Annotated in this window: 13 protein-coding genes; 4 read left to right on the forward strand and 9 right to left on the reverse strand. The window is 71.2% G+C overall.

Annotated elements, in window-relative coordinates; all coding sequences use genetic code 11:
- Positions 1–53 precede the first annotated feature (53 nt).
- Positions 54–419 carry a sterol carrier family protein gene (locus ITJ62_RS00930; RefSeq protein ID WP_064294203.1) on the reverse strand — a complete coding sequence of 122 codons (366 nt, stop codon included), beginning with the start codon at positions 417–419 and terminating at the stop codon, positions 54–56.
- Between the two features lie 38 nt (positions 420–457).
- Between ITJ62_RS00930 and purD the strand changes: the two genes are divergently transcribed.
- The 3 genes from purD to ITJ62_RS00945 are packed head-to-tail and all read left to right on the forward strand — an operon-like array spanning position 458 to position 3,114.
- Entirely contained in the window at positions 458–1,723 is a 1,266-nt protein-coding gene (gene purD, locus ITJ62_RS00935; protein ID WP_194599331.1) for a phosphoribosylamine--glycine ligase, read from the forward strand.
- A gap of 11 nt (positions 1,724–1,734) precedes the next feature.
- Positions 1,735–2,613, forward strand: coding sequence for an alpha/beta fold hydrolase (locus tag ITJ62_RS00940; RefSeq protein ID WP_079705067.1), 879 nt, complete (start codon positions 1,735–1,737; stop codon positions 2,611–2,613).
- Positions 2,614–2,616: 3 nt separating this feature from the next.
- The gene (locus ITJ62_RS00945; protein WP_194599332.1) at positions 2,617–3,114 is read left to right on the forward strand and encodes a 2'-5' RNA ligase family protein; all 498 of its coding nucleotides are present in this window, start codon (positions 2,617–2,619) and stop codon (positions 3,112–3,114) included.
- A 30-nt stretch (positions 3,115–3,144) separates the two neighbouring features.
- On the opposite strand, the gene ITJ62_RS00950 is transcribed toward ITJ62_RS00945, so the two are convergent.
- Together ITJ62_RS00950 and ITJ62_RS00955 are read right to left on the reverse strand one after the other, a co-directional pair.
- Entirely contained in the window at positions 3,145–4,716 is a 1,572-nt protein-coding gene (locus tag ITJ62_RS00950; protein WP_194599333.1) for a DHA2 family efflux MFS transporter permease subunit, read from the reverse strand.
- Between the two features lie 88 nt (positions 4,717–4,804).
- Positions 4,805–5,446 (reverse strand): PadR family transcriptional regulator, encoded by a 642-nt coding sequence (locus tag ITJ62_RS00955; protein ID WP_194599334.1) that lies wholly within the window; start codon positions 5,444–5,446, stop codon positions 4,805–4,807.
- A 94-nt stretch (positions 5,447–5,540) separates the two neighbouring features.
- Here ITJ62_RS00955 and ITJ62_RS00960 point away from each other — a divergent pair, with 94 nt between their 5' ends.
- On the forward strand, positions 5,541–6,479 hold the full coding sequence (locus ITJ62_RS00960) for a phosphoribosylaminoimidazolesuccinocarboxamide synthase (protein ID WP_194599335.1): 939 nt from the start codon (positions 5,541–5,543) through the stop codon (positions 6,477–6,479).
- 12 nt (positions 6,480–6,491) lie between these two features.
- Here the strand turns inward: ITJ62_RS00960 and ITJ62_RS00965 are convergent, their stop codons facing one another.
- From ITJ62_RS00965 to phnC, 6 genes are all read right to left on the reverse strand, one after another.
- Complete coding sequence (locus ITJ62_RS00965) at positions 6,492–7,196, reverse strand: hypothetical protein (RefSeq protein WP_194599336.1); 705 nt, start codon at positions 7,194–7,196, stop codon at positions 6,492–6,494.
- Positions 7,197–7,406: 210 nt separating this feature from the next.
- Complete coding sequence (locus ITJ62_RS00970; RefSeq protein ID WP_194599337.1) at positions 7,407–8,534, reverse strand: zinc-binding dehydrogenase; 1,128 nt, start codon at positions 8,532–8,534, stop codon at positions 7,407–7,409.
- 19 nt (positions 8,535–8,553) lie between these two features.
- Positions 8,554–9,354: an HAD family hydrolase gene (locus ITJ62_RS00975; RefSeq protein ID WP_370581778.1), complete on the reverse strand. Its 801-nt coding sequence runs from the start codon at positions 9,352–9,354 to the stop codon at positions 8,554–8,556.
- Complete coding sequence (locus tag ITJ62_RS00980) at positions 9,351–10,613, reverse strand: TIGR03364 family FAD-dependent oxidoreductase (protein ID WP_370581779.1); 1,263 nt, start codon at positions 10,611–10,613, stop codon at positions 9,351–9,353. The genes ITJ62_RS00975 and ITJ62_RS00980 overlap by 4 nt, the downstream gene beginning before the upstream one ends.
- Positions 10,610–12,367 (reverse strand): phosphonate ABC transporter, permease protein PhnE, encoded by a 1,758-nt coding sequence (gene phnE, locus ITJ62_RS00985; RefSeq protein ID WP_194599338.1) that lies wholly within the window; start codon positions 12,365–12,367, stop codon positions 10,610–10,612. The genes ITJ62_RS00980 and phnE overlap by 4 nt, the downstream gene beginning before the upstream one ends.
- Entirely contained in the window at positions 12,367–13,362 is a 996-nt protein-coding gene (gene phnC, locus ITJ62_RS00990) for a phosphonate ABC transporter ATP-binding protein (protein WP_194599339.1), read from the reverse strand. Before phnC ends, phnE begins: the two co-directional genes overlap by 1 nt.
- Positions 13,363–13,462 lie beyond the last annotated feature (100 nt).

Genomic DNA, 13,462 nt, shown 5'->3' on the forward strand with positions numbered 1-13,462 from the left:
GTGATGCACCACCCCGGTTCGCTCGCGGCAGCACGTGGAATCCCGCCGAACGGTCAGCGCGGCAGGAGCAGCGGCACGAGGCCCGTGAGGTCGGCCCGCTGGCCGGACGCGTGCACCGTGCCGCCGGCCATCGCCGTGGTCCAGTCGATGCGGCCGGAGGCGAGCGCGAGCCAGGTCGGTGCGTCCATCTCGATGACGTTCGGCGGCGTGCCGCGGGTGTGGCGGGGGCCCTCGATGCACTGCACCGCACCGAACGGCGGCACCCGCACCTCGACGGTGTTGCCGGGCGCCCGCTCGACGAGGAGCTCCAACAGGTAGCGGACCGCCGTCGCCGTGTCCGTGCGCGACGCCGGTGCGTCCCCGAGCGCCTGCTCCAGGGCAGCGCGACCGACGGCGTCCGTGATCCTGGGTCTGGCCATGCATTCGAGGCTAGGCCATTGCGCCTTAAGCTAGACGGGTGAAGATCCTCGTCCTCGGTTCCGGTGCTCGCGAGCACGCCATCATCAAGGCTCTCCTCTCCGAAGAGGCCGGGCACCACATCATCGCCGCCCCCGGCAACGCGGGCATCGCGGGCGACGTGACCGTGGTCGGCATCGACCAGGAGAACCCCTCGATCGTGCGCGACTTCGCCCGGGACGAAGCGGTCGACCTCGTCGTCATCGGGCCCGAGGCCCCGCTCGTCGCCGGCGTGGCCGACAAGCTGCGCGCCGCCGGCATCCCGGTCTTCGGCCCCAACCGCTCAGCGGCCGCACTCGAGGGCTCGAAGTCCTTCGCGAAGCGGATCATGGACGAAGCCGGCGTACCCACCGGTCGCGCGGTCCGCGCCGAGGACCTCGACGCAGCGATCGCCGCGCTCGACGACTTCGGTGCCCCGTACGTCGTCAAGGCCGACGGCCTCGCGGCGGGCAAGGGCGTCCTCGTCACCCACGACCGCGATGCGGCCATCCAGCACGCCACCAACTGGCTCGGCTACGGCGGCGTCCTCGTCGAGGAGTTCCTCGACGGCCAGGAGGTCTCCCTCTTCTTCATCACCGACGGCGAGACGGTGCTCCCGCTCTCCCCCGCGCAGGACTACAAGCGGCTGCTCGACGGCGACGCCGGCCCGAACACCGGCGGCATGGGCGCCTACTCCCCGCTGCCGTGGCTCGACAACCGCTTCGGCAGCGAGACGGCCTTCGTCGACGAGGTCCTCGAGACCGTCGCCGTCCCCGTCGTGCGGCAGCTGGCGTCGGAGGGCAACCCGTTCCAGGGCCTCCTCTACGCCGGACTCATCCTCACCGAACGCGGGATCCGCGTGATCGAGTTCAACGCGCGCTTCGGCGACCCGGAGACGCAGGTCGTCCTCCCCCGGCTCGTCACCCCGCTGTCGGCGCTCCTGCTCGGCTCGGCCACCGGAACGCTCGGCGAGCAGCCGCGTCCCGCGTTCGCCGAGGCGAGCGCGGTGACCGTGGTGCTCGCGAGCCAGAACTACCCCGAGACGCCCGTCACCGGCCGGAGCATCACCGGCCTCGACGCCGCCGTCGCCGTCGAGGGGGTCCACCTCGTCCACGCCGCGACGGCCGACGTCGACGGTGGCCTGGTCGCCACCGGCGGCCGCGTCCTCAACGTCGTGGCCCTCGGATCCACGTTCCCCGAGGCGCGCGGACGTGCGTACGAGGCGCTGTCGCGCATCGAACTCGAGGGCGGTCAGTACCGCACCGACATCGCCGCACGCGTCTCCTGATCGCGGCCCGGATGAGCGCCGCAGCGGGAACCGGGTCATCGGCCGTCGTCGAGAGTCACGACGGCACCAGACTGCACGTGGACGTGATCGGCGACGACGCCCTGCCGCCCCTCGTCGTCCTCGCCGGCGGTCCGGCACGTCACCCGGTCTACCTCGGTGATCTCGGCGGCCTGAGCACCAGGCGTCGCCTCATCGTGCTGCACCAACGCGGGGTGGGACGGTCCGAGAGCGGATCGTCGACCGCTGCGGCGAGCTGGCCGGAACTCGCCGAGGACGTCGAGGCCGTGCGTCGCTGGCTGGACGTCGACCGCCTCGAACTCCTCGGGCACTCCGCCGGTACCCGCGTCGCCGTGAGCTACGCCGCACGCTACCCGCACCGGCTCGACCGCCTGTGCCTCATCACGCCGCCCGCCACCTGGCTCGTCGACACGGACGACGACAGCGCGGAGATCATCGCCCGGCACGCGGCGGAGGACTGGTACCCCGGCTTCCTCGAGGCGCTGCCCGCGCTGCTCGCGGCGCCGGACTCCGCGTCGGGGAACCGCTTGTTCCCGGCGGTGGCGCCCATCGCCTGGGGCGAATGGGACGACACCGCCCGCGAACACGAGCGTCTGGGCGCCTGGCACCCGGCCGCGCAGGACGCGTTCGTGCACACCCCCACGATCGACGAGGTCGAGGACATCCGCGACGCCCTGCGCACCGTGACGGCTCCCGTCCTCGTGGTCGCGGGCTCCGAAGACGGCCTGACGGGACTCGCGCCCGTCGTCGACCTCGCGAAGCGGTTCCCGCTCGGCCAGGCCATCGTGCTCGACGGGTGCGGACACTACCCCTGGGTGGAGCAGCCGCGATCCTTCGCCGCCGCCGTACACGGCTTCTTCCCGATCGGCTGACCGGTGCGCAGCGTCGATCTGACGTTCGATGAGGCCCTCGAGGCCGCCGTCCGCGACCGCTGGCAAGCGCTCCTCGACCTCGGCATCAGCAGTCTCGCCACGCATCGCGGCGCCAGCAACCGTCCTCACGTCACGCTGTCGGCCGGCGAGGACCTCGAGCTCACCGGGCGGCCGGCCTTCCGACCGTTCGACGTCCGGCTCGGGGCTCCGCTGTTGTTCCCGCGTCGCTCGGGCGCCGTCCTCGCACTCACGGTGATCCCCACGCACGAGCTGCTGGAGTTGCACGGACGTGTGGCCGGAGACGTCACCGGTGCGTTCGAGCACACCCGGCCTGGCGCCTGGACACCCCATGTGACGCTCTCCCGACGCGTCGCCGGCGAGCAGACCGCGGCGGCACTCGACGGGCTCCGGTCGCTCGGCGAGCTCCCGTCCGGGCTCGTCACCGGGGTCCGGTTCTGGAACGGCGACACCAGGACGGTCACGGACCTCCTCAGTCCGTGACCGTCCGGTGTCGCCCTGTCGGCGGAGCCGCTACTCGGCTTCGGACCGGGCGGTGGCGGCGACCGCGGCGGCCTGTCCGTGCTGGGTCTCCGGGGTCGACCAGGCGGCCGCCTTCGGTTTCTGGAAGAACAGGACGACGACCGCGCCCACGAGCGCGAGGGCTGCCGGGAGGAGCAACGACTGGGCCATGGCGGTGGTGAACCCGGCGTGCAGGAACTCGGGCAGCTCGCCACCCGTCACCTCGCTCACGCCGCCGGCCGCCCCTCCGGGTGCAGCGGGCAGCTCGGCCGCGAGGCGCCCCTGGATGAGCGCGGCGATGGCCGCGCTGCCGAGGACGGCTCCGATCTGACGCGTCGTGTTGAACACGCCTGAGCCGGCGCCGGCCTGGTGCTGCGGGAGGCCCCGGGTGGTGAGGTTGGACACTGGTCCCCACATGAAGCCGTTGGCGAGACCGAGGACGGCGCTCGGGAGGAGCAGCATGAGGATCGGCTGCTCCGGCGTGAGGAGGATCGAGTACCAGCCGAGCGCGAGGGCCAGCAGGAGGAGCCCTGCGAGAGCGAACCACTTCGGGTTCACGCGGTCGATCGCCCGCCCGACCACGGGCGCGAGCCCGGCGGAGAGTACGGCCATCGGGACGAGCATGAGCGCGGACTGCGTCGGGGTCAGGCCGCGGACGGTCTGGTAGAAGAAGACGAGCGGCAGCGACATGCTCGTGATCGTGAACCCGATCGTCGAGATCGCGAGGTTGCCGACCGAGAAGTTGCGATCGCGGAACAACGCCAGCGGGAGCAGCGGCTCACCCTTCATGACGGCCTGCCACACGACGAACAGGCCGAGGACGACGACACCGGCGATGATGAGACTCCACACGGTGATCGGACCGGTGATCGTGCCCCAGTCGTAGCTCTGGCCCTCCTGGATGCCGAACACGAGGAGGAACATCCCGAGCCCGCTCAGGACGACCCCGAGCACGTCGAACTTGTGCGGGTGCGTGGCGAGCGCGGGGACGTTCCGCCAGACCATGATGAAGCCGATGACACCGACGGGCACGTTGATGAAGAAGATCCACTCCCACCCGAAGCCGTCGACGAGTACCCCACCGAGGATCGGGCCGACGAGTGTCGCGACACCAGCGGTCGCTCCCCAGAGGCCCATGGCCGCACCGCGGCGGTCCGGAGGGAAGATGCGGGTGATGACGGCCATCGTCTGCGGGGTCATGAGCGCGGCGCCGAGACCCTGCACGACGCGGGCGACGATGAGCATCTCGATGGAGCCCGACAGGCCGCACCAGAGTGAGGCGAGCGTGAAGACGACGAGGCCGATGAGGTAGAGGTTCTTCGGGCCGAAGCGGTCGCCGAGGCGGCCGGTGATGAGGAGCGGCACGGCGTAGGCGAGCAGGTAGGCGCTCGTCACCCAGATGACGTTGTTGATGCCGGTGTCGAGGCCGCGCATGATCGCGGGGTTGGCCACGGACACGATGGTCGTGTCGATGAGGATCATGAAGAATCCGATGACGAGCGACCAGAGCGCAGGCCAGGGGCGCACGGCCCCGGGTGTCGGACCGGAGACGCCCTGGGGAGGCGTGGTGGGGGTGGTGGACATGATGTCCCTTTCTGCATGGAGGACGGTTCGCGTTCGGAACGCGAGGCTGAGCGAGAACGCGACCGGACGGGTCGTCGGTCCCGAAGGATCAGGTGGAGGGTGTCGTCCGAGTGGACACCGGCGGGGTCGCCGCCTGCTCGTGGAGCGGGGCACGGGTCCCCGGCACGTGCCAGACGAGTGCGCCGTCGGCGATCTCGGCGAGCAGGGACTCGAGGTGGGCGATCTCGGCACGCAGCATGGCGGCCGAGTAGGGGACGTTCATCCAATACACGCGCGGGATCTCGCGCTCCAGTGCCCAGGTCATGCGGCGCTCGAGGTCGGCGAGTTCGGCCCGCTGCCGGAGGATGCGGGTCTCGAGCAGCATCCGCACCTCCTCGGCGTCCAGCTCGTGCGCCTCGGACAGCGCGAGCCCGAACTCCGGGTACTCGTTCGTGGGGGTGCTGAGCAGCTCGCGCAGCCGCTCCTCGTGCAGGTGTCGACCGCGTTCGGTGATCTCGAACGTGGTCCGCTCGGGCCGGGCACCCTCGCGGTCGACTCCTGACGCGACCACGAGGCCGTCGGCCTCGAGTGCATAGACGGCCCGATACAACGAGCCAGGGCTCACCTTGACGACGCGGTCCTCCTGGCGGTGGAGCGCGAGTTGGTACATCTCGTAGGGGTGCATGGGGCGCTCGGCCAGGTATCCGAGCGCGGCGACGGCGAGCATGCCGAGCGGCTTGACCGTTCCCATGACCGTCCCATCACTCCGCACGAACTATTCCATGTGGAATATACGTGTACCGCCGCAAGGTCGCAAGCCCTGGCGACCGACCCGGCCACCGCCGATGCACGATAATGAACGAGTGAGCGCACCCTCGGAGACCAACGCCTGGAACCACGTCTACTCGGGCAAGGTCCGCGACCTGTACGAGCCGGCCGCCGGGCCCGACGACCTGTTGCTCGTCGTCGCGAGCGACCGGGTGAGCGCCTTCGACCACGTGCTCGAGCCGGGCATCCCCGGCAAGGGCGATCTGCTCACCAGCCTGAGCCTCTGGTGGTTCGACCAGCTCCGCGACGTGCCGAACCACCTCGTGCCCGATCACGAGCTCGACGCCGCGGGCGTCGCGGTGTCCAGCATCCCGGCGGAGTTCGCCGGTCGCGCGATGCTCGTCCGGAAGCTCGACATGTTCCCCGTCGAGTGCGTCGTCCGCGGCTACCTCACCGGCTCCGGCTGGAAGGAGTACGTCGCGAACCGCACCGTCTGCGGCATTCCGCTGCCCGACGGCCTGCGCGACGGCGATCGCCTGCCCGAGCCGCTGTTCACCCCCGCGTACAAGGCGCCGCTCGGCGAGCACGACGAGAACATCTCGTTCTCCCGCATGGTCGAACTCATCGGCGAGGATGACGCGGTCGCGCTGAAGGACCTGTCACTCGGCATCTACGAGACGGCGTCACTGACGGCGGAGCGCCACGGCGTCATCCTCGCCGACACGAAGTTCGAGTTCGGCCGCAACCCCTCGACCGGTGTCATCACGCTCGGCGACGAGGTGCTCACCTCCGACTCCAGCCGGTACTGGGACCGCGACGTCTACCTGACGAGCGACGACCCCACCGCACGGATGGCGAGCTTCGACAAGCAGATCGTCCGCAACTGGTTGGCCCACAACTGGGACCAGGACGACGCCTCGACGCCCACACCACCGACGCTGCCTGCCGAGATCGTCACGCAGACGGCCGCTCGCTACCGCGAACTCCTCGAGCGCCTCACCGGCACCGGTCGCTGACCGAGGTGCAGGTCAGCTCGTCTTCCGACGGGCACGGAGCCGAGCACTGTCGGCCAGGATGGCCTGCGCATCGGGCAGCGGCCCCTCCGGCACGATGACACCCATGAGCGTGGCCGTCTTCTCGAGCGCGTCGCGTGCATCGTCGGCCGCGAACCGCGCCTCGACCAGATCGCACTGAGCATCACTGCCCACCTCGCCGAGGGCTGCGCTGCGTTCCACCAGCTCGCGCTGCAGCCGCTCCGCGGTGGCGTACATGCGCGTGAGCGTCCAGAGCGAGGTCCACGGGAGGTCGTCGCTCAGCCCGATGAGGTGGTCGTTGAGCGGGTCGATCCACCGCGACGGCTGGTGCCCGCCGTCCAGGCGACGGCGCCGGTTGCGTCGCTCGGCGGACACGAGCAGGAGGACGGCGACGAGGATCGCACCGAGCAAGGCGCCGACGACGTCGAGTCCGGGCGCCCACTCCGGGTCGAAGCCGGGGAGCGACACGGACGAGCGTCCGTCGTGGACGAGCGACCACTCGACGACCACACCCACCGTCGCACCGACGACGAAGCCCGTGAGCAGGAGGAAGGCACCGAGCAGGAGGGTGATCCTCCGCCGCAGCTGGTGACCGCGCTGCTGACCCTCGGTGAGCTCGCCTCGTTCCGCGAAGGGATCCACGACCATGAGGCGACCACCGACACGGACCACCCCGGGGTGGCGAGTCGTGACCGTCATGGCCCGAGGATACCCCACAAGGTGGGTCATGCGGCGGGATTCACGAGCAGAGATCGGCGGAAATCCGCGGCGGATCGACGGCGATGGCCCCCGGAATGGGGGCGCTCGAAGGGGTCACGCCGCCCTGGGTGCCATCGCCGAGCCGTCGGCCGAACCCCGCCGGGCTCGTCGGACGATCCGCGCCTGGACGAAGCACACCCCGTCGTCCGTTCAGGGTCGGACCCCGACGCGCGGGAACGCGCCCGATGCAGCTGCGACGAGCGCGTCGTCGACGTCCTGCAGCGGGAACTCCGGACCGACGAGTTCGGCGAACGGATATCGACGCCACGCACCGGTCAGGAAGTCGACCGCGCGCGCCAGATCCCGCGGTCGGTAGTTGTGTGCCCCGCGCACCGTGAGGAGGCGTCGGACGATGCGTTCGGCGTCGATGCCGAGCGGCGCACCGGGCGACACACTGCCGACGAGGACAGCTGTTCCGCCGATCGACAGCGACGCGATGGCGGCGTCCACGGCACGGGCGTCGCCGGACATCTCGATGGCCACCGGGAAGCCCTCGACGCCCGCCGCGAGGTGGGCGGCATCGAGGTGCTCGGCGTCGCCGATCGTGGGGTCGACCGTCGCGATGGCACCGAAACGACCGGCGAGCAACCGGCGGGCTGGGTCCGGATCGCTCACGACGACGCGCGCGCCGGCGTCGGTCGCGATGGCCGCGACCGTCAGCCCGAGCATCCCGGCGCCGGTCACGAGCACCGCTGTGCCGGGCAGGTCGTGCCCGGCCGCATCCAGTGCGGCGATCGCGGTGGCCGTCGCGCAGGACGCCGGCGCGAAGACGGCGGCGGGCGGCGTCTCCCCCACGATGACGATGGCCGTGCCCTCGAGGAGTTCGACGTGGGTCGCGAACCCACCGCTCAACTCCCACCCGCGGTGCACCCGGTCGTGCCCGTACTTCGCGAGCCGGCGGCACTTCTGCTCCAGGCCGGCGGAGCAGCGGTCGCAGACGCCGCAGCTCACGACGACCGACCACACGACCCGCATCCCCGCGACGAGGACGGTCCCGTCCACCGCCGTGACCGGTCCCCCGACCGCCACGACGCGTCCCACCTGTTCGTGCCCGAGGACGAGCGGTGTGGCGGCGTCACGGTGCCCGAGGACGGTGTGCACGTCGGAGCCGCACACGGTCGCCAGTTCCACCTCGACGAGGACGTCCCCCGGCCCGAGCGTCACCCCGGGCACCGCCATCGCCTGGTGCGGGTGCCCAGGCCCCTGCCAGACCATCGCGATCGGCGACGGTCTGATGAAGACGTCGTTGCCCGCGTGCGCGGTGAGCGTCGTGTGCATGGTTCCCCCGGTCGGTCGTTCAGTCGAGACCGAGGAGCGCAGGCAGCTCGGCGATGCTCGTGATGATCTCGTCGGCGCCCGCCGCGAGCAGCGTCTCCTCGTCGTGCGCTCCGGTGAGCACCCCGACGACGAGCCCCGCGCCGGCGTTCACCCCGGACAGCATGTCGCTGGCCGTGTCGCCGACGACGACGACGGTGTCGACGGCGCTCGCGCCGAACCGGAGGAGCGCCGTCAGCGGCAGGTCCGGTGCTGGACGCCCTCGGCCGGCGTCGGCGGGTGACAGGGCGTCGTCGGCGAGCTCGGACCACCCGAGGCTCGCGAGGAGTGCGTCGCGTGTGGCCGGGGCGAACCCGGTGGTGAACACGACCCCCACGCCGAGCTCGCGGAGCCGCCGGACCGTGTCCTCTGCTCCGGGGATCGCCTCAACGCGCCCCTCGACGACGAGGCGCTCGTAGGCCTCTTCGAAGGCGGCGTTGCCGGAGGCGGCGCGAGCCTCGTCGCCGTCGGTGAGCATGAGGAACACGTCGAGCTTCGACTGGCCCATCGTGTCGCGGACGAGCTCGATGGCCGCGTCGAGCGCGTCCTCGGTGTCGATGCCGATCGTCTCGGCGGCGACGCGGAAGGCGTCCTCGACGACGCCGTCGTCCGAGACCGTCGTCCCGGCGAGGTCGAGGACCACCAGTTCGAGCAGGAGGTCGTCCTCGTGTGCGTCGTCGAACCCGTCCTCCAGCTCGTCGAGGTCGTCGAGGTCGGTCTCCACGTCGTCGACGAGGTCGGGAGCCGTGGTGCTGTCCTGCTGGGGTCGATCGATGCTGGTCACGAGAGGCCTTTCTGAAGGTGGGCTGATGCGGCACGGATGCTGGTCGGCTGCGCCGGCGAGAAGGTCGGGCCGAGGTGCTCGGCGACGGCCAGCTCGCCGAGCGCGGGTCCGGTCGTCATCCCGATGCCCGTCGTCGCGGCGACCACGCGGACGCCCGGGGTCGGTTCGTCGATGAGCAACTCCTCCGGGGCGGTGGCGTAGACGCCCTGCCAGCGTTCGAGGACGTCGAGCCTCGTCCCGAACAGCGCGCTTCCTGCCCGCAGGAGTTCGTCGAAGGCGTGCTCGGACTGGAACGGGGAGACCGCCTCGCCGCGGCTGTGGGTGTCGCCGAGGATGATCGAGCCGTCCGGCAACTGGGTCGCCATGAGGTTGACGTCGAGCGAGGCGAGCCCGGGGTAATCCTGCTGCAGTCGCTCCCGGAGGGCCGGGATGGCGGGCGAGTCGGCGAATCCCGCGTAGCGCAGGAGCGACCACCCGGTCAGGAGCGGCGCCGGCATCGGCATCGGCAGCTCGCCGCGCACCCGGACCATGTCGAGCGCGCATCGACGGACAGCCTCCCGCTCGGCCAGCTCGGGGAGGAGCGTGTCGATGTCGTGGTTCACCGCGACCACGGTGAGGCCTGCGGCGATGACGCCACGGCTGGTGTCGACGAAGCCGGAGCGCAGTCCCGTCACGGTCGTCCGGCGTCGGAACTCGACACCGCGGCGTTCCAGGTACGCCGTGACGGCGCCCAGGGCCTGACGCGGGTTCACCTGGAGGTCGCGTGGCAGCCAGGCGCCGCCCACCACGTCGTCGGCACTGATCGGCACCTGCTGCAGGAACTCGGCCGCGTCGTACAGGCGGACGTCGGCCGCGGCTCCCGCCTGGGCACGGGACGCCGCGAAGTCCTCGAGGACGCGCAGCTCGTCGAGGTGCCGGGCGACCACGTGCGTGCCCGAGCGCCGGACCCACAGTCCCGCGTCCTGTTCGAGTCGCTGCCAGATCTCGGCCGAACGTGCGGCGAGGCGAGCGGCGAGCCCGGACTGCGGCGTCGCGGCCAGATGGCCGAAGTTGCGGACCGACGCACCCTGGGCTTCGGCCGAACGTTCGACGACCACGACCTCGGCACCGGCGTCCACGGCGGCGAGCGCCGCGGACAGTCCGACGATGCCGGCCCCCACGATCACGACGTCCGCGCGATCGGCCGAAGCACCGAGCGAGCCGACACCGAGGCCGACCCGTGCCGCCGAGACCCCGCCGCTCATCCGTCGTCCGCTCACGAGAACACCCTCCGCATCCACATGGCGATGCCCTCGACGACGAGGACGACCGCGAGGATCATCAGCACGATGGCCGTGACCTGGTCGTAGTTCCCGCCCTGGTCCGCCTGGATCAGGTAGTAGCCGATGCCGCCTCCGCCGACGATGCCGAGCATGGTCGCGGCGCGGATGTTCGTGTCGAGCGTGTAGAAGGTGTGCCCGACCAGTGCGCGGGCGCCCTGCGGGAGCGTCGCGGCGGCGTAGACCTGTGGGCGCGTCGCACCGACGGCGGTCAAGGCGCGTTCCGGTCCGGGCGCGACCTCCTCGAAGGAGTCGGCGATGAGCTTGCCGAGGAGGCCGATCCCGCAGATGCCGAGCGCGAGCGTCCCCGCTTGGGCTCCGAGCCCGGTGACCACGATCAGGAGGATCGCGAGGATGAGTTCCGGAATGCCGCGGATGCCGACGAGTGCGAACCGGGCGCCGGTGCGGACACCGCGGTTCGGGGCGACGTTCCGTGCGGCGAGCGACCCGATGACGATCGAGCAGACGAGGGCGATGAGGGTCGCCGCGAAGGCGATCGCGACGGTCTCGAACATCGCCTCGACCATCTGCTCCGTCGTGCGCATGCCGAACGACGGGGGCCAGAGTCGGACGAGGACGTCGGGGGCCTTCGCCCAGAACGTCACGAGGTCCCCCCACTGGATGTCGGACACGACGACGCCCCAGACCACGACCGCCACGGCGAGCCAGGCACCGAGGGTGTCGCGGACGCGGGCGGGCGTCCACGGACGCTTCGCTGCAGCGGCGATCCGGGACTCGGCGCTCGGAGTGGCGACCGTCCGGCTGCTCCCACCCGCCACGCGACGTGCCTCCCGGCCCGCGGCCACCCGACGCACGACGCGGTCACCGAGTCCGCGTCCGGTCGGCTGCACGCCGAGCATCACGGTCCGCACGGTGCTCGACACGATCTCCATGACGACGCACAAGGCGAAGATGACGATAGCGAGTCCGATGCCGAGCGAGTAGTCGAGTGACTTGAACGCGAGCGACAGTTCACGGCCGAGGCCGAGGACGCCGACGTAGCCGAGGAGGACCGAACCGCGCAGGTTGATGTCGCCGCGGTGGAGGACCGTGGCCACCCAGGACGGGAGGACCTGCGGCAAGACTCCCGAGGTGAACTCCTGCAGCTTCGAGCCGCCGGCTGCCCGGATCGCGAGTCGCGGTCCCTCGTCGACCTGCTCGATCGCGTCCGCGAAGAGCTTCGAGATCATGCCGACGGAGTGCAGCCCGATCGCGATGATGCCGGGCAGCGAGCCGAGCGAGAACATGAGCACGAGGATCATCGCGATGACGACGTCGGGCACGGCACGGCTGAGCACGCCGACGAACCGACCGACCGCGCGCCAGGCCGGTCCCGGGGTCGTGTTGGCGGCTGCGAGGTACGCGACCGGGATCGAGAGCACCGCCGCGAGGACGGTGCCGGAGATCACGATCCCCAGGGTGAGGGCGGTGAGCGACAGGAGTTCCCCGGGCGGCGGGAACGTGATCGTGCCCACCCGGTTGAAGAAGTTGACCGCGTTGCCCCAGCTCGCCACCATGTTCGGGATCGAGATCCCGACCTCGAGGAGCGAGTAGACCGAGAACGCGAGCAGCGCGACGAGCGTGAGCACGGCGGCGATCGTCTGCGGGCGGAGCCGACCGACCGGAACGGGTCCGGAGAGTCCTGGCGGGCGGCCGGCGGGCGGTGCCGTCTTCGCGGGCGCGGTGACGACCATCAGCGGGTCCTGCCAGGTCGACGGAGCTCGTCGGGCTCGCGGCCGTCGACGTCGGCGTCGAACTCCCACTCCGGGTCGTCGGGCAGTTCGTCCTCGCCCACGCGCTCCTCGACCCCGAGCAGGCCGCGGAGGTCGTCGTCGGGGTCGCCGAGCAGCTCGTCGGTCTCCAACTCAACCGCGATCGCCTGCAGCTCACGGGTACTCGTCGCGACCCGGCCGTAGATCTCCATCACCTCGGTCTTCGACAGGCCGTCGGTCGTGGTGTCGAGGACCACCTCGCCGTGGCGGAGACCGACGATGCGGTCGCCCCAGGAGAGCGCGAGGTCCACCTGGTGCAGGCTGCACACGACGGTGAGTCCGCGGTCGATCGCGATCTCGCGGATGAGGGCCATCACCTGCTCGCTCGACTCCGGGTCGAGGGAGGCGACGGGCTCGTCGGCGAGGAGGATCTCGGGGTCCTGCATGAGCGCTCTGGCGATGGCGACGCGCTGCTGCTGTCCGCCGGAGAGGGTGTCGGCGCGCTGGTAGGCGCGCTCGAGGAGGCCGACGCGGTCGAGGTGGCCGAGGGCCTTGAGTTTCAGGGTGCGGCCGTAGCCGAAGATACCGAGACGCGGTCCGCGGACGCCCGCCAGCGAACCGGTCAGGACGTTCTCGAGGACGGTGAGCGACGGGACCAGCTCGAACTGCTGGAAGACGAACCCGACGCGGGCGCGGAGCCGGCGCAGGGCGCGCTGCCCGAGGGCCGGCACCTCGTCGCCGAGGACCGAGACGGACCCGGAGGTGGGCCGCTCGAGACCGTCCAGGTGACGGAGGAGCGTCGACTTGCCGGAGCCCGACAGACCGAGCAGGACGACGATCTCACCACGACGGATGTCGAGGTCGACGCGCTGCAGGGCGACCGTCCGGTCGAAGCGCTTCGTGACCCCGCGGAGACGCACGAGCGGTTCCGCTCCGTCGGGTGCGGTGCGACGCGCCTGCTGCTCGGTGACGCTCATGGCTGCTGCCTCTCGTGAGGTTGGTGGTGATGCGGATGTCGCACCTCGACAGGCTCGGTGACCGGGTACCGGAGCACCGGTCACTGAGCCTGTCGACGTG

This window comes from Plantibacter sp. VKM Ac-2876, assembly GCF_015350715.1.
Lineage (GTDB): Bacteria > Actinomycetota > Actinomycetes > Actinomycetales > Microbacteriaceae > Plantibacter > Plantibacter auratus.